The organism is Pseudomonas sp. KT_2_4, assembly GCF_041410225.1.
In the GTDB taxonomy this organism is placed as follows: Bacteria; Pseudomonadota; Gammaproteobacteria; order Pseudomonadales; family Pseudomonadaceae; genus Aquipseudomonas; species Aquipseudomonas paracarnis.
On the sequence record NZ_CP166962.1, the window covers coordinates 1,050,349 to 1,073,694 of the forward strand.

General features: G+C 61.7%; 18 protein-coding genes. 10 read left to right on the forward strand and 8 right to left on the reverse strand.

All coding sequences use genetic code 11. The features are described 5' to 3' along the window. Positions 1–2 precede the first annotated feature (2 nt). Complete coding sequence (locus AB9N64_RS04765) at positions 3–815, reverse strand: crotonase/enoyl-CoA hydratase family protein (protein ID WP_032901606.1); 813 nt, start codon at positions 813–815, stop codon at positions 3–5. Between the two features lie 184 nt (positions 816–999). Here AB9N64_RS04765 and AB9N64_RS04770 point away from each other — a divergent pair, with 184 nt between their 5' ends. The 3 genes from AB9N64_RS04770 to AB9N64_RS04780 all read left to right on the forward strand — a co-directional run bounded on the left by AB9N64_RS04770 (position 1,000) and on the right by AB9N64_RS04780 (position 3,395). Then, a complete protein-coding gene (locus AB9N64_RS04770; RefSeq protein WP_019816886.1) occupies positions 1,000–1,554 on the forward strand; it encodes a UPF0149 family protein in 555 nt (184 codons plus the stop codon). Positions 1,555–1,687: 133 nt separating this feature from the next. Next, on the forward strand, positions 1,688–2,944 hold the full coding sequence (gene aroA, locus AB9N64_RS04775; protein ID WP_014718670.1) for a 3-phosphoshikimate 1-carboxyvinyltransferase: 1,257 nt from the start codon (positions 1,688–1,690) through the stop codon (positions 2,942–2,944). Positions 2,945–3,005: 61 nt separating this feature from the next. Then, complete coding sequence (locus AB9N64_RS04780; RefSeq protein WP_019816884.1) at positions 3,006–3,395, forward strand: hypothetical protein; 390 nt, start codon at positions 3,006–3,008, stop codon at positions 3,393–3,395. A 1-nt stretch (position 3,396) separates the two neighbouring features. Here the strand turns inward: AB9N64_RS04780 and AB9N64_RS04785 are convergent, their stop codons facing one another. Continuing rightward, positions 3,397–3,996: an NAD(P)H-dependent oxidoreductase gene (locus tag AB9N64_RS04785; RefSeq protein ID WP_014718672.1), complete on the reverse strand. Its 600-nt coding sequence runs from the start codon at positions 3,994–3,996 to the stop codon at positions 3,397–3,399. 72 nt (positions 3,997–4,068) lie between these two features. On the opposite strand from AB9N64_RS04785, the gene AB9N64_RS04790 reads away from it, so the two are divergent. After that, on the forward strand, positions 4,069–4,671 hold the full coding sequence (locus tag AB9N64_RS04790; RefSeq protein WP_019816882.1) for a TetR/AcrR family transcriptional regulator: 603 nt from the start codon (positions 4,069–4,071) through the stop codon (positions 4,669–4,671). Here the strand turns inward: AB9N64_RS04790 and AB9N64_RS04795 are convergent. Both AB9N64_RS04795 and AB9N64_RS04800 read right to left on the reverse strand, forming a co-directional pair. Further along, positions 4,661–5,338, reverse strand: coding sequence for a GNAT family N-acetyltransferase (locus tag AB9N64_RS04795; RefSeq protein ID WP_014718674.1), 678 nt, complete (start codon positions 5,336–5,338; stop codon positions 4,661–4,663). The two genes, AB9N64_RS04790 and AB9N64_RS04795, sit on opposite strands and share 11 nt — an antisense overlap. A 56-nt stretch (positions 5,339–5,394) precedes the next feature. Next, the gene (locus AB9N64_RS04800; protein ID WP_019816880.1) at positions 5,395–6,279 is read right to left on the reverse strand and encodes a LysR family transcriptional regulator; all 885 of its coding nucleotides are present in this window, start codon (positions 6,277–6,279) and stop codon (positions 5,395–5,397) included. 113 nt (positions 6,280–6,392) lie between these two features. Here AB9N64_RS04800 and AB9N64_RS04805 point away from each other — a divergent pair, with 113 nt between their 5' ends. The 6 genes from AB9N64_RS04805 to AB9N64_RS04830 all read left to right on the forward strand — a co-directional run bounded on the left by AB9N64_RS04805 (position 6,393) and on the right by AB9N64_RS04830 (position 14,366). Further along, positions 6,393–7,625, forward strand: coding sequence for an MFS transporter (locus AB9N64_RS04805; RefSeq protein ID WP_371360003.1), 1,233 nt, complete (start codon positions 6,393–6,395; stop codon positions 7,623–7,625). 38 nt (positions 7,626–7,663) lie between these two features. After that, complete coding sequence (locus AB9N64_RS04810; protein WP_019816878.1) at positions 7,664–8,374, forward strand: FadR/GntR family transcriptional regulator; 711 nt, start codon at positions 7,664–7,666, stop codon at positions 8,372–8,374. Positions 8,375–8,480: 106 nt separating this feature from the next. Then, a complete protein-coding gene (gene lhgO, locus AB9N64_RS04815) occupies positions 8,481–9,674 on the forward strand; it encodes an L-2-hydroxyglutarate oxidase (RefSeq protein WP_060767711.1) in 1,194 nt (397 codons plus the stop codon). A 56-nt stretch (positions 9,675–9,730) separates the two neighbouring features. After that, a complete protein-coding gene (locus tag AB9N64_RS04820; protein ID WP_014718679.1) occupies positions 9,731–11,056 on the forward strand; it encodes an MFS transporter in 1,326 nt (441 codons plus the stop codon). 82 nt (positions 11,057–11,138) lie between these two features. After that, a complete protein-coding gene (locus tag AB9N64_RS04825) occupies positions 11,139–11,990 on the forward strand; it encodes a CAP domain-containing protein (RefSeq protein ID WP_014718680.1) in 852 nt (283 codons plus the stop codon). Positions 11,991–12,161: 171 nt separating this feature from the next. Then, positions 12,162–14,366, forward strand: coding sequence for a GAF domain-containing protein (locus AB9N64_RS04830; protein WP_371360004.1), 2,205 nt, complete (start codon positions 12,162–12,164; stop codon positions 14,364–14,366). On the opposite strand, the gene AB9N64_RS04835 is transcribed toward AB9N64_RS04830, so the two are convergent. The 4 genes from AB9N64_RS04835 to AB9N64_RS04850 form a co-directional block, all read right to left on the reverse strand. Further along, positions 14,345–15,505: a diguanylate cyclase gene (locus tag AB9N64_RS04835; protein WP_019816876.1), complete on the reverse strand. Its 1,161-nt coding sequence runs from the start codon at positions 15,503–15,505 to the stop codon at positions 14,345–14,347. The two genes, AB9N64_RS04830 and AB9N64_RS04835, sit on opposite strands and share 22 nt — an antisense overlap. A gap of 42 nt (positions 15,506–15,547) precedes the next feature. Beyond that, positions 15,548–17,794 carry a 1,4-alpha-glucan branching protein GlgB gene (glgB, locus tag AB9N64_RS04840; protein ID WP_371360006.1) on the reverse strand — a complete coding sequence of 749 codons (2,247 nt, stop codon included), beginning with the start codon at positions 17,792–17,794 and terminating at the stop codon, positions 15,548–15,550. After that, a complete protein-coding gene (gene treS, locus AB9N64_RS04845; RefSeq protein WP_371360007.1) occupies positions 17,791–21,138 on the reverse strand; it encodes a maltose alpha-D-glucosyltransferase in 3,348 nt (1,115 codons plus the stop codon). The genes glgB and treS overlap by 4 nt, the downstream gene beginning before the upstream one ends. 164 nt (positions 21,139–21,302) lie before the next feature. After that, positions 21,303–23,291 carry an alpha-1,4-glucan--maltose-1-phosphate maltosyltransferase gene (locus AB9N64_RS04850; RefSeq protein ID WP_371360008.1) on the reverse strand — a complete coding sequence of 663 codons (1,989 nt, stop codon included), beginning with the start codon at positions 23,289–23,291 and terminating at the stop codon, positions 21,303–21,305. Positions 23,292–23,346: the final 55 nt, after the last annotated feature.

Here is a 23,346-nt window from a genome sequence, read left to right on the forward strand (position 1 = left end):
AGTCAATCCACGAATTCGGGTTTCTGCTTACTCATATGGGCCGCGATGGCCACGCGCAGGTCGTTGGATTGCAACATAGCCGAGTTCCAGGTGGCAACGTATTCCAGGCCGTCATTGACTGTGTGGTCACGCATGTAGCTGATCATGGCCTTGGTGCCAGTCACGGCAATCGGCGACTTGGCGGCGATTTGCTGGGCCAGGTCCATGACACCCGCCAGCAGGCTTTGCTGATCGGCAAACACGCGATTGACCAGGCCGATGCTGCGCGCTTCTTCAGCGCCGAATTGACGACCGGTATAGGCCAGTTCACGCAGCATGCCATCGCCAATAATGCGCGGCAGGCGTTGCAAGGTGCCGACGTCAGCGGCCATGCCGATGTCGATTTCCTTGATCGAGAATTGCGCGTCCTCGGCTGCGTAGCGCATGTCGCACGCGCTGATCAGGTCGATGGCGCCGCCAATGCAGTAGCCCTGAATCGCCGCCAGCACGGGCTTGCGGCAAGTGTCCACGGCGTTGAACGAAGCTTGCAGCTCGAGAATCTTGCGGCGCAGCAGGCGCGCATTGCGACCCACGTCCTTGCCAAAGTCATTGGCGATCGAGGCCAGCATCATCAGGTCGATGCCCGAGGAAAAGTGCTTGCCCGCCCCGCTGAGCACCACGGCACGCACGGCGTCGGTCTCGTCGACCCATTGGAAGATGTCGATGATTTCGGTCCAGAACGCCGCGTTCATGGCGTTGATCTTTTCCGGGCGATTGATCTGCACATGGGCAACGTTGCCACTGAGTTCGACAACGAAGGCTTGGTATTCGGACATGGCAGTGATCCCTGACTGGCGATTGAGAAAGGCCAGACTATATCAAGGGTGCGCCACGGCGCATCGGCCAAAAACGGGACTGGTCACGGTGAGGGAAAAGACGCTGGATAAAACCCGATGCACAGGCCATCCTTTGCGCTTTAAGCCGCGCTGTGCGCGGCGCTCGACGTTTTAAGGATATGCCATGCACGCCCAACCCCTCGCTCCCGCCGATTTCGAATTCATTGACGCCACCTTGCTCAAATACGGCGAAGACCACTCGGTGCTGAACATGGCCGAACTCGACGGTTATTTCACCGCCCTGGTTTCCAGCCCGGCCAAGGTGGATGTGTCCGAGTGGTTCCCGGCGATCTGGGGCGGGCAAAACCCTGAATGGGACAACATGGACGAGGCCCAGGCTTTTCTCGAGCTGTGTGTACGCCATATGAATACCCTGGCCGCGCAATTGGCCACTGACTCCCAGGCATTCAAAGCCCGTTTCGATGAAACCGAACATCAAGGCCAGGCGGTGACCCTTGCCGAGGAATGGTGCTTTGGTTATGTGCGCGGCGTGACAATCGCCAACTGGCCGCCATTGCCCGCTGTACAAGCCGGGCAACTGGAGCGGATTTCCTGGTGCGCCGAACAGGACAATTTCGAATTGCCGGCGGATCTGGATGTAAACGCCCATCAACTGCAGGTCAGCGCAATCGAACCGGCTGCGCGGGCGCTGCATGACTACTGGTTGAGCCAGCGTTAAGGCAGTAGGAGCGCATGCCAATAAATCACGCAGATCACCCACTCACTCGACAAGCATGGCGTGTTTGCCTGATGATTCGGGTCCGCACGTCGGCCACTCCACGCCACCTCGCCTTGACCAGGAGCCTTGTACCTTGAGTTCGCAGAAAACCGTGACCGTTACACCGCCCAACTTCCCCCTCACTGGCAAGGTCGCGCCCCCCGGCTCCAAATCCATTACCAATCGAGCGCTGTTGCTGGCGGCACTGGCCAAGGGCACCAGCCGTTTGAGCGGTGCGCTCAAAAGTGATGACACGCGCCACATGTCGGTCGCCCTGCGGCAGATGGGCGTCACCATCGACGAGCCGGACGACACCACCTTTGTCGTCACCAGCCAAGGCTCGCTGCAATTGCCGGCCCAGCCGTTGTTCCTCGGCAACGCCGGCACCGCCATGCGCTTTCTCACGGCTGCCGTCGCCACCGTGCAAGGCACCGTGGTACTGGACGGTGACGAGTACATGCAAAAACGCCCCATCGGCCCGCTGCTGGCCACCCTGGGCCAGAACGGCATCCAGGTCGACAGCCCCACCGGTTGCCCACCGGTAACCGTGCACGGCGCGGGCAAGGTTCAGGCCAGGCGTTTTGAGATTGACGCAGGTTTGTCCAGCCAGTACGTATCGGCCCTGCTGATGCTGGCGGCGTGCGGCGAAGCGCCGATTGAAGTGGCGCTGACCGGCAAGGACATTGGCGCCCGTGGCTACGTGGACCTGACCCTCGATTGCATGCGTGCGTTCGGGGCCCAGGTCGACGCCGTGGACGACACCACCTGGCGCGTGGCCCCCACCGGCTATACCGCCCATGACTACCTGATCGAACCCGACGCTTCCGCCGCCACTTACCTGTGGGCCGCAGAAGTACTGACCGGTGGCCGTATCGATATTGGTGTAGCCCCACAGGACTTCACCCAGCCCGACGCCAAGGCCCAGGCCGTGATCGCGCAATTCCCGAACATGCAGGCCACGGTGGTGGGTTCACAAATGCAGGATGCGATCCCGACCCTGGCGGTGCTCGCCGCGTTCAACAACACCCCGGTGCGCTTCACTGAACTGGCGAACCTGCGCGTCAAGGAATGTGACCGCGTGCAGGCGCTGCACGATGGCCTCAACGAAATTCGCCCGAGCCTGGCGACCATCGAGGGTGATGACTTGCTGGTTGCCAGCGACCCCGCTTTGGCTGGCACCGCCTGCACCGCACTGATCGACACCCACGCCGACCATCGCATCGCCATGTGCTTTGCCCTGGCCGGGCTGAAAGTCTCGGGCATTCGCATCCAAGACCCGGACTGCGTAGCCAAGACCTACCCTGACTACTGGAAAGCCCTCGGCAGCCTGGGCGTTCACTTGAGCTACTGACACACAAACCTGTAGGGGCGAGCAAGCTCGCTCCTACAACTGAACCTTGCCGGGAGCGTCAATGACCCTTCGCCAACCCTGCCCACCCGGCGCCTGTGTCTGCAACCGTGAACAACTGCTGGAAGCTCCCGGCGCTGATCTGCGCATTCTGCAACTGACGCGACAGCAGGAAAAAATCCTGCTGGAGCGCCTGGAAAACCTCAAGAGCCTGCAAGACCTCGAACACTTGCAACAGCGGATGTACGACCAACTCGGCATCCGCGTCCACATCGCGCCCGGGCATACCGAGGTCAAAAGCATGCGCGGGATCCAGATCGTCATCGACGAACTGCCGGGCATGTGCCGCAAGACTCGCCAGTCGATCCCCGCCTCCATTCGCCGCGGCCTGGAGAAAAAACCAGAGATTGCCTACCGCTTGCTGGACGCCCACGACCTGTTTCGCGACGCTTGAATTATCCCGCGACGGCCTCACGCTCAAACAACCCCTGCCCCACCGCCCGGGCCTTGTGCAAATGCGCCTGGGCCGTGCCACTTTCCGAGTCCAACAACAACTCGGAAGTGAGTACCCGCGCCCCGCAATAATCAAAGATGCCGTAGTCGATCTGGGTATTCATGGCCTTGGCATAACCGTGTCGCTCAAAGGCACTGTCATCAGCCCCACCCAGGGCCAGCAGATGCACCTGCAAATGCCTTAGTTTCTTCTGCACCGGTGTATCGGGGCCGTAATCAATCGCCCAGCCATTGACGAATACGCGGTCGACCCAACCCTTGAGCAATGCCGGCATTGACCACCAGTAGATGGGGAATGCCAGCACCAGCGCGTCGGCGCGATCGATGCGGGCCTGCTCGGCCACCACGTCGGCTGGCGGCGTCGCCCGAGTACGGTGCACCCGATGGTCGGCCGCGCTGTAGCGTGGGTCGAACCCTTCAGCGGCAAGGTCGGCTATTTCAAAGGTGTGGCCAGAGGCGCTCAAGCCCGCGCCCACCTCGGCGGCCACGCTATGGGTGAGGGATTGCGGGTCGTGATGGGCAACAACGATCAGTGCGTGCATGACTTTGACTCCGTTTCGGCTTAATCTACTTTTAGTAAGTTACGTCGAATAAGTTACTTTTGGTATATAAGCATGTCAAGCAATGAATCCCCTGCCCCCCGTCGTCGTTTGTCCCGTGAAGATCGCCTGCGCCAGTTACTCGACGTCGCCTGGCAATTGGTGCGTGACGAAGGCACCGACGCCCTGACCCTGGGCCGCCTGGCCGAGCTGGCGGGCGTCACCAAACCAGTGGTGTACGACCACTTCGCTACACGCGCGGGGTTGCTGGCCGCGCTGTATGCAGACTTCGACGAGCGCCAGGACCAGGTGTTTGCCGATGCCATCGCCACCAGCAAGGCGACGCTTGAGGACCGCGCGTGGGTTATCGCGTCGTCGTATGTCGATTGTGTGTTGTTGCAAGGTCGGGAAATCCCCGGGGTGATTGCCGCCTTGAGCGGTTCGCCGGAGTTGGAAGCGTCCAAGCGCGAATACGAGGCGATCTTCCTCGATAAGTGCAGAGACGCGCTGTCGCCCTTCACCCACGGCGGCAGTATTTCCCAGGCCGGGTTGCGCGCCATGCTCGGCGCGGCGGAAGCCCTGTCCCATGCGGCGGCCAATGGCGAGATCAGCCGCGAGGAAGCTCAGCAGGAACTGCTGGAGACTATCCTCGGGATGGTCAAGCGCGTCAGGCCGTAGGCAGACGGCCCTGGACGAACAGTTGCGCCTTGCGCGTCAACTGGTCCAGGTGCCGATCACGCTGTTTCTCCGCATCGACCATGGCGCGCTTGCCGTGTTTTTGCAGCAGGTAGGTGTGGATCTGCCGCACTTCCAGCGAGCTGTAGATTGAAGCCACATCCAACACGCCCATCAGCCCATCGGTGCCGTAGTTGCGGGTGTTCATCACGACCTGGGTGCCACGCGCACCGCGTACCTGGAAACCCATGGCTTCGAACACCGCAACCTTCTCTACCGCACAGGCCAGTTCGGCGTGGGGATAACGCGCCAACACCTCGTCCAGCATGCTGCGTGCCACACCCTGGCGACGAAAGCCGGCCTGCACCGCCATAAACGCGATGCCACACGCGTTCGGGTCATCCTTCACCGGTAGGTACAGGCAAAAGCCCACCACCGTCTCGTCTTCCATCGCCACGACCAACTCGACGGCGATGCCCTTTTCGCCATTCAACGCCTCAAGGTACAGGTGTACCTCAAACCCGATGGCGTACTGGTAGATGTTGTAGAGCAGGTTGCTCGGTGCCAGCGCTACGCTGCTGATATCGGTGAGGTTGTCCACCACCATCTGCAGGATCTGGCTGTTGACCGGTTCGGGGCACGGCGTGGTATAGCGGGTAAGGCTGAACATGCAAATTCCTGGGGTTTCGCGTCAAGGCAGCGGCGATTGTACCTGTTGCGCGCCGCTCATGGCCCGCACACCTCGCGCAAACACGCGCGCAGCCAGCGATGGGCCAGGTCGGCATCCTGTCGCGGGTGCCACAGCATCGCCACGGTAAATGGCGGCAATGTCACCGGTAGCTCAAAGCAATACAAGCCTCGAGGCGGCACTGTGATATAGCGCTCAGGCACGCTGGCGATCAGGTCGGTATCACGCGCCAGGGCGATGGCCGTGTTGAAACCGGCGACCACGATGCTGACCTGCCGGACCAGACCTTGCGCCTCAAGGGCCTCATCGATCTGGCCACGGTCCTGGCCGCGCCGCGACACGTAGACATGTTGTCCCTGGGCGAAACGCGCTGCGCTCAAGGGGCCGCGGCTCAGAGCATGGCCCTCGCGCACCACGCCCACCAGGCGATCACGGAACAGCGCCTGGGTCAGCACCTCCGGGCTGGCGCCGACATCGACCACACCGGTTTCCAGGTCGACGCCACCGTCGCGCAGCAGCGCACTGTGCTTGTCGCTCTTGTGCACGAAACGCAAGCGCACCCCTGGAGCCTCCTGGGCGATACGCGCGAGCAATGCAGGGCCGAAGCGTTCGACGAACTCCTCACTGGTGCGCAGGGTGAAGGTACGCACCACCTCACCCAAGTCCAGGGTGTGCGCCGGGCGCAATACCGCATGGGCGTCCTGCACCAGTTGGCTAACCTGTTCGCGCAATTGCAACGCCCGGGGCGTCGGCACCAGGCCGCGCCCGGCACGTACCAGTAGCGGATCGCCCGTGGCCGCACGCAAACGCGCCAGGGCCCGGCTCATGGCCGAAGGGCTCAGGCGCAGGCGCTGGGCGGCGCGAGCGACGCTGCCTTCGGCAAGCAACACGTCGAGGGTGATGAGTAAATTGAGGTCGGGCATGCGGGCTCCTGATGAGGCGTTGGGTGCAGCTATAACCTGCAAGCCATGCGTCTTCCGCCATGTTAGGCGACGCCGTAGATTTGTGACAGGTGCATTCACTCAAGGAAACGCGCATGCAAACCTCCACACGCGGCGGCCTGGTCGCCTTGTCGCTGTCCATGTTGCTGGCCGCCCTGGGCACCAGCATCGCCAATGTCGGCCTGCCCAGCCTGGCGCACGCCTTCGGTGCCTCGTTTCAGGCCGTGCAGTGGGTGGTGCTCGCCTACCTGCTGGCCATCACCGCCGTGATTGTCAGCGCCGGGCGCCTGGGCGACCGTCTGGGGCGCCGGCGCTTGCTGCTGGCCGGGTTGCTGGTGTTTGCCCTGGCCTGCGCCGGGTGTGCCGCCGCGCCAACCCTGCCCTGGCTGATCGGCGCACGGGCATTCCAGGGCCTGGGCGCGGCGATCATGATGGCGATGACCCTGGGCATGGTGGGTGACACTGTCACGAAAGAGAATACCGGCCGAGTCATGGGCCTGCTGGGCACCCTGTCGGCACTCGGCACGGCCATGGGGCCGAGTGTCGGCGGAGTATTGCTCAGCCTGTGGAGCTGGCGCGCGCTGTTTCTGATCGGCCTGCCCTTGGCGGGTGTGGCTGCCGCCTTCGCCTACCGTTATTTGCCGGTAGATGCTCACCGCCGCGACGTTTGGCCAGGCGATACACTCTGGGCGCCCCTGCGCGATGCGCCGTTGCGCGCCGGCCTGGTCATGAGTGTTCTGGTGTCGGCGGTGATCATGGCCACGTTTGTGGTGGGCCCGTTCTACCTGTCCCGTGGCCTGGGCCTCGATCCCGCCTGGATGGGCTTGGCCATGGCCGTCGGGCCAACGGTCGCGGCGGTGACCGGTGTACCGGCGGGTTACCTGACCGATCACCTTGGCAGCCAACGCCTGACCCTCGTGGGGCTAAGCGTGATGCTGTGCGGGGCCCTGTTGCTATCGCAGGCGTCCGGGCTTGGCGTTTATCTCGCGGGCCTGATCGTGTTGACGGCCGGCTACAGCCTGTTCCAGGCGGCCAACAACACGGCGGTGATGAGCGATATACAGGCGACACGCCGAGGCACAGTGTCCGGCCTGCTGAATCTGTCACGGAACCTGGGCCTGATTTTCGGCGCCTCGGCCCTCGGCGCGGTGTTCGCCCGCGCCACCCCGGATGTCAGCCTCGCCGCGCCCCAGGCGGTGGCTGCCGGCCTGCACGCGACCTTCACCATGGCGGTAGGTTTGCTGTTACTGGCGGTGCTGATCGCCTGGAGACGTGGGCATTCCCTGGCCAGCGCGAAGCAGACAAATATTGACAAGCTAAAATCGTAACGACTATTGTCTGACAACCTGATCACCAAGGTTTTCCCATGCTTGAGCTCCAGCGCCCCGATTCGCTTGTCGTACGGGTTGTCAGCGCCATTCGCGCAGAAATCGAATCCGGCCAACTGGCCCCGGAGTCGCGCCTGCCGACCGAACAGCAACTGGCCGAACAACTCAACGTCAGCCGTTCCGTGGTGCGTGAAGCCATTGCCCAGCTCAAGGCCGACGGTGTGCTCACCGCCCGCCGTGGCCTGGGCTCGTTTATTTCGCAGACCCCTGCAGGCACGGTGTTTCGGTTTCCGCAGCCCAACGGGCGACGACCTGACCTGGCGCAGATGTTCGAAGTGCGCCTGTGGATCGAAACCCAGGCCGCTTCGATTGCTGCCCAGCGCCGCGACAGCGCCGACCTGCAGCGCATGAAAAGCGCGTTGCAGGCCATGCAGGACAACCGCGACGACTTTGAAGCCGCAGCCCTGGCCGATGTGGAATTCCACCGTGCCATTGCCGACGCCAGCAAGAATGACTACTTCGTGGCCTTCCATGACTTCCTCAGGAGCCAGTTGGCCAGTGCGCGTAAAACCGCGTGGGAGAACTCGGCGTCGCGCTTTGCCACCGGTTCGGCCGATGCCACCCAGGAACATCAACAGCTCTACCAGGCCATTGCCGACGGCGACGCCCAACGCGCCGCCGCCAGTGCCGAGGCGCACCTGCGTGCCGCGGCGCGACGCCTGCAACTGGAATTACCGACCACGAACTGATCCACCTTGTTTGCAGCGTGTCCGCGGACACGCCATTTTTTTAACAAAAACATTAGTCTGACAACCTGATAAGCAGACTGAAATGTACAGCCTAGGTACTTCTGCAATGATTCATGACTTTTGCATTATCGGCGGCGGCATCGTCGGCCTGGCCACCGCCATGGAGCTGCTCAAGCGCCAACCTGGCGCGTCGCTGGTGATCCTGGAAAAAGAGACGGTGCTGGCCAAGCACCAGACCGGCCACAACAGCGGCGTGATCCATGCCGGCATCTACTATGCACCCGGCAGCCTCAAGGCCGACTTGTGCAAGCGCGGCGCCGAAGCCACCAAGCAGTTCTGCCGCGAACACGGGATCAAATTCGAGGTGTGCGGCAAGCTGCTGGTGGCCTCAAGCCCGCTTGAAATGCAACGCATGGAAGCGCTGTACGCCCGTGCCCAGCTCAATGGCATGCAGGTCGAGCGCTTGAATGCCGAACAACTGCGCCAGCGTGAACCGAACATCGTCGGCCTCGGCGGCTTGTTTCTCGATGCCACCGGGATTGTCGATTACCGCCAGGTGTGCGAGACCATGGCCCAGGTGATTCGTCGCAGCGGTGGGCAGATCTGCCTGGAGCGCACCGTCACCGCCATCCAAGAAAATACCGACACGGTCACCGTCAACACCGAGGGCGAGACCTGGCAGGCCCGCCACCTGGTGGTGTGTGCCGGCTTGCAGTCCGACCGCCTGGCCCGCCTGGCCGGCATCCGCATCGACCATCAGATCATCCCGTTTCGGGGCGAGTACTTCCGCCTGCCCGCCGCCAAGAACAACATCGTCAACCATCTGATCTACCCGATCCCTGACCCGGAGCTGCCCTTCCTCGGCGTGCACCTGACCCGCATGATCGACGGCAGCGTCACCGTCGGCCCGAATGCCGTGCTGGGCCTGGGCCGCGAGAACTACCGCAAGTTTTCGGTGAACTGGCGCGACGTGGCGCAGTACGCCAGCTTCCCGGGTTTCTGGAAAACCCTGTGGCAAAACCTCGGTTCCGGCACCACCGAGATGAAGAACTCGTTGTTCAAGTCCGGCTACCTGGAGCAGTGCCGCAAGTACTGCCCGTCCCTGACGCTCGATGACCTGCTGCCCTACGAGGCCGGCATCCGTGCCCAGGCGGTAATGCGCGACGGCAGCCTGGTGCACGACTTTCTGTTCGCCCAAACCTCACGAATGCTGCATGTGTGCAATGCGCCCTCACCGGCCGCCACCTCAGCCATGCCCATCGGCGCGATGATCGCCGACCGCCTGTTCCACCCCCAGTAAGACCGCACCGCCCGCTCACCCAACAATAACTACAAAGACCCAGAAGGAAGTCCAGCATGTCGGCATCCGCCTCCATTCCCGGTACCGAAACGCCCGAACAAACCCGCAAGCGCCTACGCAAAGTAGCCGCCGCCACCATCTTCGGCTCGATGCTGGAGTGGTATGACTTTTACCTGTACGCCACCATGGCGGCGATTGTGTTTTCGAAGATCTTCTTCGATAACAGCGACCCGAAGACCGCCACGCTGATGGCCTTTTCGACCTTTGCCATCGGCTTTATCGCCCGCCCCTTCGGCGGCATCCTGTTTGGCTACCTGGGCGACAAGTTCGGGCGCAAGCAAGTGCTGGTGCTGACCTTCTGCCTGATGGGCGTGTGCACCACCTTGATCGGCTTGATCCCCAGCTACGCCTCCATCGGCATCTGGGCTCCGATCCTGCTGGTGTTTATCCGCATCATCCAGGGCCTGGGCGCAGGTGCCGAGTTGTCGGGCGCGGCAGTCACCTCCTACGAGCATGCCTCCCAAGGCAAGCGTGGCAGCCAGGGCGCCTGGCCGGCACTGGGCCTGAACCTGGGCCTGTTGCTGTCCTCACTGACTATTTACCTGCTGACCATCAACGGCAACGAGTTCCTGCTGGCCGGCGGCTGGCGCATTCCGTTTATCTGCAGCATCGTGCTGGTAGGCGTCGGCCTGTGGGTGCGCAACAGCATTCCGGAGACCCCACAGTTCGAAGCGCTGAGCACAGAAAAAGCCAAGGCCAAGCCATCGCCTCTCAAAGCCTTGTTCAAGAATGACCTCAAGGGCCTCGCCGTGGTGTTTTTTGTCGCGATTGGCTACAACGCCCTGAGCTACATCTTCAAGACCTTCTCCCTGGCGTACCTGACCCAATTCAAAGGCGTGGACGTGCATGTCACCTCGCTGTCGGTGACCATCGCCAGCCTGGTGGCCATCGTCGCCGTGCCCTGCTTCGGCTGGCTGTGTGACAAGTGGAGCAGCAAGACCGTGTTGATGCTCGGCGGGCTGTGCTCGCTGTTGTTCGCCTACCCGTTCCTGGCCCTGCTCAACAGTGGTGAAAGCCTGATGATTTACCTCGCCATCGGGGTGGGCACCGGAATCCTCGCGCCGATGATGTTCGCCCCCCAGGGTTCGTTCCTGAGCCGGCAGTTCCCGACGCAAACGCGCTCATCGGGCTTTGGCACCGGGCGGGAGATCGGCACCGCCATTGCCGGTGGCCTGGCACCGCTGGGCGCGCTGTCGATGGTAGCGGCCTCGGCCACCCACTCCACCGATGGCGTGGTGGTGATCCTCGCGATTTCTGCCTTGTTGGTGGTGGTGTTTGCCCTCTGCGATCAGGGCGCGAAACACTCGACATTCAAGAACTGAGCAAAAAAAGTTCGGACCAACGGGTGCATGGATGCACCTGGATCGCGCATCATGGGCACTTTCAAGCTCAAGGGTAACGTCCATGCGCGTTCTGTCATTGATGATGGGTCTTACGACGCTGGCCGCCACTACGGTGTTCTGCGCCAGCGCGATGGCGAATGAAGAAAGTCAGTTAGTCCAACAGATCAACCAATACCGCAGCCAGGTGCAACGCTGCGGTGACCAGGGTTCCCAGGAGCTTCCGCCGCTGACCAGCGACACGCGGCTGGTGTTGCCGGCCTCCAATGTCGGCGATTTGCAGCAGTCGCTGGCGCGCGCTGCCTACCCGATGGTGAATGTGCAGGCCATCAGCCTGTCCGGGCCCAAGGATGCCGAGGCCGCGATGAAAGCGGTGCGCGAAAGCTTTTGCCGCGTAGTGCTCGACCCGCAATTTGTCGACATCGGCGTCAGCAACAGCGGCCAGGACTGGCGCATCGTGCTGGCCCGCCCGTTGGTGACCAGCGGCCTGGGCGATTGGCAGACCGAAGGCAGAAAACTGCTCGACCTGATCAACACCGCCCGTGCCGAGCCGCGCCAGTGTGGCACCCAGGCGTTCACCGCCACGGCGCCCCTGTCGTGGAACGACACCCTGGCCGGCGCAGCCAACAGCCATACCCGCAACATGGCCAACGGCAATTTCTTCGACCACCTGGACCCCGACGGCCGCACGCCGGGTGACCGCGCCGAGTTGGCGGGGTATATCGCGAAGAATATCGGCGAAAACATCGCCGCCGGCCTCGACACGCCGCGCAAGGTCGTCGACGGTTGGCTCGCCAGCCCCGGCCACTGCGCCAACCTGATGAACCCGCAGTTTCGCGAATTGGGTGCTGCCTACGCCATGGACCCCAAGAGTGACGCGGGCATCTATTGGACGGGCTTATTCGGCACGCAATAAGGTTGGGCGCCGGCCCAACCGGCCAATAATGACGGCGTGCAAATAGACAGTGAAATCAAAGTGCTATCAGGGAGATAATCGCGCTGAACTGAATGCGGTCATTCCGGTCTGTTGCTAGTCGGTATGACTCTTCAAAGCTAAACAGTACGTAGCAAGCAAGGTGTGAACCCCATGATGAATTGGCTGCAAGGCAGCAGCGAAATGGCAGAGCGGGTTCGTCAGCACGATTGGGCCAGTACGCCCCTGGGGCCACTTGAACACTGGCCCGATGTGTTGAAGACAACCGTTGCGCTGTGCTTCGCGTCGAGTTTCCCCCAGGCCATCGTCTGGGGGCCTCAGTTGATTACCCTCTACAACGACGCGTTCACGCCGATCCTGGGTAGCAAACCCGACGCCTTGGGCCGCCCGTTCAACGAGATCTGGCACGAGGTGTGGGACGATATCAGCCCTATCGCCGACGCCGCGTTCGATGGGCACGCCACCTATATCGAAAACTTCCCGCTGTTGATCCAACGCAACGAAGCGCCGGAACAAGCCTATTTCACCTTCTGCTACAGCCCGATTCGCAATGCCCAAGGTGTAGTGGTCGGTTTGCTCGACACGGTGACCGAAACCACTGCCACGGTGTTCCTCGCCCGTCGTCTTGAAGTGCTGGACGCCATTAGCAATAGCGTGACCAACGCTACCGACGCCGAAACCATCCTGACGTCTACGACTCGCCTGCTGGCCGAACATCTGCAGGTGTCCATCTGTGCCTACGCCGACATGGACGAGGATGAAGATGGCTTCACCATTCGAGGCGACTGGTCGGCGCAAGGCTCGCCGAGCATCATCGGCCATTACAGCCTGGCGGCGTTTGGCGAATGCGCGGTCAACTGCCTGCGTGCCGGCGAGCCACTGGTGATACGCAATAATCTGATCGAGCTGCCGCCCCAAGACGCCGCGAGCTTCCAGGCACTCGGTGTGACGGCCACCATTTGCATGCCCTTGATCAAAGACGGGCGGCTCACCGCACTGATGGCCGTACACGACAAAGTGCCGCGTTTTTGGTCGTCCTACGACATCGCGCTGTTGGGCGAAGTCACCGAACGTTCATGGGCGCATATCGAGCGCGTGCGTGCCGACGCCGCCGTGCGTAAGGGCCTGGCCGCCTATGCGGAACTCAATGCCAGCCTGGAGCAGCGCGTGAATGAGCGTACCCGTGCGCTGGCCGAAGCCGAAGCTGCACTGCGCCAGTCACAAAAACTTGAGGCCATCGGCCAACTGACCGGTGGCGTCGCCCATGACTTCAATAACCTGCTGACCATTATCCGCTCATCCGTTGATTTCCTGCGCCAACCGGGCCTGTCCGAAGAGCGTCGGCAACGTTATATGTGCGCGGTGTCCGACACGGTGGAGCGGGCCAGCAAGCTCACCAGCCAACTGCTCGCTTTTGCCCGTCGCCAACCATTGAACCCGCAGGTGTTCGATGTCGGCCAGCGCGTGCAGAACATCGGCGAGATGCTCGAAAGCGTCACCGGCGCACGCATTCATGTGCAGGTGCAATTGCCCGATCGGCCCTGCTATGCACGCATCGACCCAAGCCAGTTCGAAACCGCGCTGATCAACATCGCCCTCAACGCCCGCGATGCGATGGACGGCCAGGGTACCCTGACCCTCAAAGTCGCCAGCGAGCAAACGCTGCCACGTATTCGCGGGGATGCCGAGTCGTGCATGCCCTACATCGCCATTTCTCTGGCCGATACCGGCACCGGGATTCCCAGCGATACCTTCGAACGCATCTTCGAGCCGTTCTTCACCACCAAGGCCGTGGGCAAAGGCACGGGCCTTGGCCTGTCGCAGGTATTCGGCTTTGCCAAGCAGTCAGGCGGCAATATCGATGTGGCCAGCACCCTTGGCCAGGGTACGGTGTTTACCTTGTACCTGCCGCAGGTCGAAGGCGAAGCGGCGCCGGATCAAGACCCGCATACAGACTTGCCAGCGCCGCAAGAGGCTGCTCATCAGCACGTGCTGATCGTCGAGGACAACCTTGAGGTAGGACGCTTCGCCAGCCAGATCCTCAAGGACCTGGGTTACCAGACCACGTGGGCGACCAATGCCGAACAGGCGCTGAACCTCGCCGGCACAGACGTCCAGGGGTTCGATGCGATTTTCTCCGACGTGGTGATGCCCGGCATGACCGGCGTGGCCATGGCCAAGCTACTGCGCCAGCGCCGCCCGGACCTGCCCGTGGTACTCGTCTCCGGCTACAGCGAGGAACTGGCGGACAGCGGCTATGAAGGCTTTGAGTTCCTCGCCAAGCCCTACTCCGCCGACCAGGTTGCGCGAGTGCTGGCAAAGGCGATGAGCAAGGATCAGTCGACAACCGCCACCTGATTGCGGCCCGATGCCTTGGCCTGGTACAGGGCCTTGTCGGCGCTGTTCATCAAGCCGTTCAAATCCAGAGGCTGAGCGTGGGTCGATGCCACGCCCAAGCTTGCGCTCACCCCTTGTACCGGGTCGGCGGGCAAGTGATAAATCGTCTGGAGCAACTGCTCGGCAATGCTGCGTGCGGTCTCCAATGAGGTATTGGGCAGCAGCACTGCAAACTCCTCGCCCCCCAGGCGACCGTAGATATCGGTCTGGCGAAAGGACGCGCTGATCACCGCGCCAATCTGACGCAACACCTGGTCGCCGGCCTGGTGGCCGTAGGTGTCATTGATGGCTTTGAAGTGGTCCATGTCCATCATCAATGCACACAACGGCTGCTGCTCGCGAAGGCACTGGGCATACAGCAACTGAGCCTGTTCGTAGAACGCCCGACGGTTCATCAGCCCGGTCAGTTCATCGGTCTGAGCGGCGCGGGTGGAAATATGATGAGCGCGTTCCATTTGCCTCGTCAGGCGAAAGGCTTTTTCCAGGGCATCGGAGAGTTTGCGCGTGGCACCGGCCACAAACGAAGCAAACACCAGCACCGCCAACGCCACGCCGACCTGCATCGGCGAAGGCTGAAACAGCATCCATACCGTACAGGGAAGCAACACCAGCGCCATCGAGCCCAGCGTCATGTAGCGATAGGCTGAATAACAGGACACCGCGCTGACCGACATGCCCACGGTAAACAGCATCACCAACACCTGGGATAAGCGGTCATCGACCGGCATCACCGCCAGCGCCCCGCCGCCCCAGATACCCGCCGACAGCATCAGCGTGACCCAGTAGCGGCGTTCCCAACGGGCGGGCGTGCGCGCCGCGTCAGGGCAGCGAAACCATTGCACGAACAGATGCAGGCGCACCAATGACGAGCCCGCCAACAGTACCAACCACACCAGGATGACCTGATGATCGAACCGATCCCAGCACAGCCAGCAGAGCATGACGGCGCCCAGGTAGCTGCCGAAGATCGCCGAGAATGATTGACGAAACAGCTGGTGCAAACGGTCGGTTCGCACCTGCTCTTCAATGGAGTGACCCTGGTCCTGCCCGAGGCTATTCATGGGGTTGGCCTGTTTGACCGGCGACGGCAAAGGCGCCATTGTGGCACCTTGCCAGCAAGCCGAACAGCGGCATACGCCGCGCTAGAGCGTTTCAGGCTCTTGAGGTCGCAAAATCAGCACGCCCAGGGGCGGCAGGTTCAACGACAACGACACCGGTTGCCCATGGCGCGGCTCATCCTGGGTAAACACGGCTCCGCCATTCCCGTAATTGGAGCCGGCGTAGGTATCGGCATCACTGTTGATCACCTCACTCCAACGCCCACCAAACGGCACACCGACTGCGTAGCCTTCACGGGGCACCGGGGTGAAGTTGGCAACCACCAACACCGGCTTGCCACCCTTGCTCCAGCGCAGCCAGGCGTAGACGCTGTTGATCGCGTCATCACCGATCAGCCATTGGAAGCCCTGGGGCGCATCGTCCTGTTCGTGCAACGCCGGTTCTTCGCGGTACAGGCGGTTCAAATCGCCTACCAGCTTTTGCACGCCACGGTGCTCGGGATACTGCAGCAAATACCAATCCAGTTGCTGGTCGTGGTTCCACTCGCGCCATTGGCCAAATTCGCAGCCCATGAACAGCAGCTTCTTGCCGGGGTGCATCCACATGAAACTGAGGTAGGCGCGCAGGTTGGCAAATTTCTGCCAGCGGTCGCCGGGCATCTTGTCGATCAGCGAGTGCTTGCCGTGCACCACCTCATCATGGGAAATCGGCAGGATAAAGCGCTCCGACCAGGCGTACACCAGCCCGAAACTCAGCTCGTTGTGATGATGGGCGCGGTACACCGGGTCTTGCTGGATGTAATGCAGGGAGTCGTGCATCCAGCCCATGTTCCATTTGTAGTTGAAGCCCAGGCCTCCCTGTTGGGTCGGCTGGCTGACGCCGGGCCAGGCCGTGGACTCCTCGGCAATTACCAACGCGCCCGGCGCTTCAAGGGCAACCACGTCGTTCAGGTGCCGCAAGAAATCGATGGCTTCCAGGTTCTCGCGGCCGCCATGACGGTTGGGCACCCATTCACCGGCCTTGCGCGAATAATCGCGATACAGCATGGAGGCCACTGCGTCCACACGCAGGCCGTCCACGTGGAAATGCTTGAGCCAGTGCAAGGCCGACGCGAGCATGAAACCGTGGACCTCGGTGCGGCCCAGGTTGTAGATCAGCGTGTCCCAGTCCTGGTGAAAACCTTCCAGCGGGTTGGCGTATTCGTACAGCGCGGTACCGTCAAATTGCGCCAGGCCGTGGGTATCGGTGGGGAAATGCGCTGGCACCCAATCAAGGATCACGCCGATATCGGCCTGATGGCAGGCATTGACGAACCAGGCGAAGTCTTCCGGCGAGCCAAAGCGCGCGCTGGGGGCAAACTGGGATAACGCTTGATAACCCCACGAGCCACCAAAGGGGTGCTCCATGATCGGCATCAGTTCGATATGGGTGAAGCCCAATTGTTGAACGTAAGGAATCAGCCGCTCGGCCAATTCGCGCCAGCCATATTGCCGAGCCACTTCACCGGCCTCGTCCAGCTCGCACTGCCAGGACCCCACATGCAGCTCGTAGATCGACAACGGCGCGGTGGCTTTCTGCTTGTCTCCCCGCGATTGCATCCACTCATGGTCCTGCCAATCCACCTGCAAAGGTGCGGCGACCTTCGAGGCGGTGTCCGGCGGTAGTTGGGTGGCCAGCGCCACAGGGTCGGCCTTGAGCGGCAGAATGCCGTGGGCACCGAGAATTTCATACTTGTAGGCCGCGCCCGGTTGCAGGCGCGGGATAAAGATTTCCCACACCCCCGATGGATGACGCAGGCGCATCGGGTGGCGGCGCCCGTCCCAGATATTGAAGTCGCCCACCACCGAAACCCGCCGTGCGTTCGGCGCCCACACGGCAAAGCACACGCCTTGCACGCCATCGACGCTGACCACCTGAGCCCCCAGGCAGTTGCCCAGGTCACGGTGATTGCCTTCGGCAAACAGGTACAGGTCCATTTCCCCCAGCAGCAATTGGCTGAAGCTGTAGGGGTCTTCGGTGATCTGCTCACCGCCGGCCCACTGGATTTTCAGCAGGTAGGGCTGGCGAGTGCTGAAGTGCCCAATAAACAGGCCTGGCACCTGGGTGGCATCGAGGCTGCCAAACGGCTCACCTGTGTCACGCGCCAGTACCTGGACACTCAGGGCCTCGGGCAGGAACGCACGGATAAACTGGCCGCCCTGCTCGTCATCATGGGGCCCCAGGATCGAAAAGGGATCGGGGTGCTCGGCGCGCACCAGCGCATCGACGTCCTTGGACGCCGGCAATGCAGTCAACTTGGGCTGCAGCGGTTCTCTCTGTGTAAAACTCATGACGTCTCCCCACCGCGTACAGGTTTAGATATAGGTGTCAGCCCGCTCAACAAGCCGTGCAGCCCTTGCAGGGGCACCGGCAGCCAGGTCGGGCGGTTTTCTGCTTCGTAGGCCACTTCGTACGCGGCCTTTTCCAAGCTGAACAAGGTCAGCGCTGCGTCTTGGCCGTTGGCATCCTGCCAGTCATGCGCCAGTGTAGACGCAGCGGCCTGGTAAGCCTGGGTAAATGCTACGCGGGCTTCATTCAGGTAGCGGTCGGTCACGCGTTTGCGCGCAGCGTTCGCTTCTGGCGTGTGATCCACCCCTTGTACATTCAGCGCCATGGCCGCGGCATAATCAAAGGAACGCAGCACACCGCTCACATCTTTATAAGGGCTGTGTTTGCCGCGCCGCTCATGCAGCGGTCGCGCCGGTTCGCCCTCGAAGTCGATCAAGTAGGCATCGCCCTTGACCACCAATACCTGGCCCAGGTGCAAGTCACCGTGGACGCGAATGCGCAATCCGCCCGCCGTGGCTTTGGCCAACGCCTGGACATGCGCCGCGATGGCTTTTTTCTGCGCCAGTAATTCACTGACCAACGCCTGGTCGGCGGGGTTCAACTGGCTTTGATTAAGCTTGAGCAACTGCAAGGCACGGTCGATCTGGGCGCCGACATCCTTGGCCCAGGCTTGGGTGTCTTTGATTGTGGTGGGTTCGGGTTTGAAGGCCTTGTCGGCCGTTGGCGCACCCAGCACCAGGTGCATTTCACCCAGGCGCTGACCGAGCAAACCGGCAAAATCTGCCAGTTCCCCGAGGGCGTTGTAATGCTGTTCCTGTTCAGAGATCGCGTCGGCCAGCTCATCGCGGATCGCCCGCTCCAGGTTGTTCTGGGTCCAGCTCCAGGCATCGCCCTGATTGCTCAAGTAACCCTGGGCAATCATCAGCAAGTTGTCCTGTCCCTGCCCGTCCTGGCGGCTCATAAAGCCCAGCAGCGGCGAGATGTTCGGGTAGCCAGCGGCGGTCAGGTACGCACTCATTTCCAGCTCCGGGTGCACGCCGGCGCTGACTTTGCGAATCAGCTTGAGCACCAGACTCTCACCGACCACCACCGAGCTGTTGGACTGCTCGGCGGACAAGTAACGCACCGGCGATTCACGGGTCAGTTGCAATGCGGCCAAGTGATGAGTGGCCTCGAATCGCAGATCGCCGTCAGGGGTATTGAGCACGGTGCCGGCCTGCATGGCCTGGATCACCTCAAGGATAAAATGCTCAAGGCTGAAGGCATCGGTCACCAAACCTACCTGGCGGGTGCGTCGCACTCGGGCCAACGCCAATTGCTGGGGCAAGGCGCTGGTGAACTGGTCTTCGCCAAGGAAGCCCAAGGGCAGTTGGTAGCGGCTGACCTGGCCGGCACTGGTCACTTCGATCTCACTGAGCAACACCGGATGCTGCGGGTCGCCAAAACGCACGCCATATGCGATGTGCACCGTGTCGATTGCCGTATCTTTGCCGGCAAACCAGCGCCGCTTGGGCAGCCAGGCGGGCAGTGACGTATGTTCCAGGCTGGTGCGGCAAGGTTCTTCGAGTAGCTCTTCCATGCGTTTTTTCAGTACCAAAGTGGTGAAGTCGGGCATGCTTTGCGCCGGTTCCACATGCCAGCTGGGCATCTGGTTTTCCGCTGCCAGCACGAACCAATAGAAACCATAGGGCGCCAGGGTCAGCAGGAAATTCAGCTGGCCGATTGGCGGGAAGGCATTACCGCCAAGCATCTCCACCGGCACCATGCCGGCAAAGGCCGACAGGTCCAGCTCCGCCGCCTGGGCGCTGCGCGACACGTTGGCCACGCACAGGATGATCTCGGTGTGGCCGTCTTCATCGGTGTATTCACGGGTGTAAGCCAGGATGCGCCGGTTAGTCGGCGAGAGCATTTTCAAGCTGCCACGACCAAACGCCTTGGACTGCTTGCGCACTGCGAGCATGCGCCGGGTCCAGTTGAGCAATGAATGCGGGTCCTGGGCCTGGGTCTCGACGTTGACCGACTGGTAGCCGTATTGCGGGTCCATGATCGGCGGCAACACCAGACTGGCCGGGTCGGCACGGGAAAACCCGCCATTGCGGTCGATGGACCATTGCATGGGCGTGCGCACGCCGTCACGGTCGCCCAGGTAGATGTTGTCGCCCATGCCGATTTCATCGCCGTAGTACAGGGTCGGCGTGCCCGGCATCGACAGCAACAGGCTGTTGAGCAATTCCACCCGCCGACGATCGCGCTCCACCAGCGGCGCCAGGCGTCGCCGAATGCCCAGGTTGATGCGGGCGCGGCGGTCTGCGGCGTAGTAGTTCCACAGGTAGTCGCGCTCTTTGTCGGTGACCATTTCCAGGGTCAGCTCATCATGGTTGCGCAGGAAAATTGCCCACTGGCAGTTGGCGGGAATCTCCGGGGTCTGGCGCAGAATGTCGGTAATGGGGAAGCGATCTTCCTGGGCCAACGCCATGTACATGCGCGGCATCAGTGGAAAGTGAAAGGCCATGTGGCATTCATCGCCGTCATCACCCTTTCTATCCCCAAAGTACAGCTGCGTGTCTTCCGGCCACTGGTTGGCTTCGGCCAGCAGCATGCGGTCGGGATAATGGGCATCGATCTCAGCGCGGATCTGCTTGAGGACGTTGTGGGTTTCCGCCAGGTTTTCGTTGTTGGTGCCGTCCCGTTCGATCAGATAGGGAATGGCGTCCAGGCGCAGGCCGTCGATGCCCAGGTCGAGCCAATAGCGCATCACCGACAGCACCGCTTTCATGACCTGCGGGTTATCGAAGTTGAGGTCCGGTTGGTGCGAGTAAAAGCGGTGCCAGAAGTACTGGCCGGCCACCGGGTCCCAGGTCCAGTTGGACTTTTCGGTGTCCAGGAAAATAATGCGCGTGCCGTCGTATTTCTGGTCGTCGTCCGACCACACGTAGAAGTCCCGTGCGGCCGAGCCCGGCTTGGCCTTGCGCGCACGCTGGAACCAGGGGTGCTGGTCGGAGGTGTGGTTGATCACAAGCTCTGTGATCACGCGCAGCCCGCGTTGATGGGCTTGGGCAATAAAGCGCTTGGCGTCGGCCATCGTCCCGTAGTCGCTGTGCACGCCGCGGTATTCGGCAATGTCGTAGCCGTCATCACGGCGGGGAGACGGGTAGAACGGCAGCAGCCAGATGGTGTTCACGCCCAGGTCAGCGATGTAGTCGAGTTTGGCGATCAGCCCAGCAAAGTCACCAATGCCGTCGTTGTTGGAGTCGAAATAGGATTTGACGTGTACCTGGTAGATCACCGCGTCTTTGTACCAGAGCGGGTCTTTGATGAAGGTGGCTGCCTTGGGTTTCTTGGCCATTGCAAACTCCTGAAAATACAAAGTTCTCGAGGATCGTTCCCAGGCTCCGCGTGGGAATGCAGCCCCGGACGCTCCGCGTCCCAAGCGCGACGCAGAGCGTCCAGTGAGGCATTCCCACGCAGAGCGAAGTGAGTTGTTCCCACGCAGAGCGTGGGAACGAGCACTCAGGGGGTGCTGATGCGCCATATCCCGAACGGCATCTGCGGCTCCAGCCGGGTCCATTGGGTCTTGCCGTACCAGGTCCAGCGATGGCCGTTCATCAAGTCTTCGCCCTGGGTCTGGGCATCGTCGGGCAAGCCCATCTCCCACAGCGGCAATTCAAAGTGGGCTTCCTGGGCGTTGTGCGGGTCGAGGTTGACGGCGACCAGAATGAAATTGCTGCCGTCCTCGCTGCGCTTGCCGAAGTACAGGATGTTGTCGTTCCAGGCGTTGTAGAGATTGAGCCCCAGGTGCGTGTGCAACGCCGGGTTCTGGCGGCGGATGCGGTTGAGCTGGGCGATCTCGGCGATGATGTTGCCGGGGGCGGTAAAGTCGCGGGGGCGGATCTCGTACTTCTCGGAGTCGAGGTATTCTTCTTTGCCTGGCACGGGCGCCGACTCACACAACTCAAAGCCTGAATACATCCCCCACAGGCCCGAGCCCATCGTGGCCAGCGCAGCGCGGATCAGGAAGCCTGCGCGGCCGGAGTCATGCAGGAAACCCGGGTTGATGTCCGGCGTATTGACGAAGAAGTTCGGGCGGTAGCACTCACGCCAGGGCGATTGGTTCAGTTGAGTGAGGTACTCGCTCAGTTCAGCCTTGGTGTTGCGCCACGTAAAGTAGGTATAGCTCTGGGAATAGCCGACCTTGCCCAGGCGCGCCATCATTGCCGGGGTGGTGAAAGCTTCGGCGAGGAAGATCACCTCCGGGTACTTGGCACGCACGTCGCTGATCAGCCATTGCCAGAACGGCAGCGGCTTGGTGTGCGGGTTGTCGACGCGAAAGGTCTTCACGCCCTCTTCCACCCAGCCCACCACAATGTCGCGCAGTTCTGTCCATAAGCCCGGAATCGCATCCGCCGCATAGAAATCGACGTTGACGATGTCCTGATACTTTTTCGGCGGGTTCTCGGCGTACTTAATCGTGCCGTCGGGGCGCCAGTTGAACCAGCCAGGGTGCTGTTCAAGCCATGGGTGGTCCTGGGAGCACTGGATGGCGAAGTCCAGGGCAATTTCCAGGCCGTGGTCGGCAGCGGCCTTGACCAGGCGACGGAAATCCTCACGGTTGCCCAGTTGCGGGTGAATCGCCTCATGCCCGCCCTCCGCGCTGCCGATGGCATACGGACTGCCCGGATCATCGGGGCCTGCGGTGAGTGAGTTGTTCTTGCCCTTGCGGTGGCTGCGGCCGATAGGATGGATCGGCGGGAAGTACAGCACGTCAAAACCCATGTCGTGGATCATCGACAAGCGCGAGTGCACGTCGTTGAATGTACCGTGGCGGGCCGGATCATCGGTGATCGAGCGGGGAAACAGCTCATACCAACTGGCGAACTGCGCCGCCTCACGCTCTACGTCAATTGGGTAGGCGGGGCTGACGCTCAGATACGCGCGATGATCGGCCTGGGTCATCAGGTGTGCACTGTCTTCGTGCAGGAACAACGCCACCTGCTCGGTTTCCAGCAGGCCCGACAGTTCGTGGTGCAACACCATCAAACGGTCGCGCAATTCGTTGTCACTGCGCTCGGCAGCCTGCAACACCAGGCTGCGGCCTTCCTGCAATTCAAGGCTGACCGGCACCCCGGCCTCATGTTTCTTGCGCAATTCATAGCAGAAGCTGGCGAAGGTATCGATCCATGCCTCGATGCAGTATTCATGCGGCCCGAGTTGGGCGACGGTGAACGCGCCTTCCCAGCCATCGTTGCCGACATCGGTCATGACCACGCTGTGCCAGCTTTCTTCCTCCAGCACGCGCCAGCGGATCAGCACCGCCAGCTTGTCGTGACCATCAGCGAACACTTTGCTGGTGACATTGACACGCTGGCCGACCACAGCCTTGACGGCGAACTCACCATTGTCGATCACCGGCATTGTGCTTTCGATAGCGATCCTGGGTAACAACAGCGCTTGCGACAGCGGCAGTATCGAGCCTTCTGGAGCCAGTGTTTCAGCAATCATCGAGCATCTTCCCCTTACGCCCTGTGGACGCTCTTGGCTTGATCCGAATTCAAAG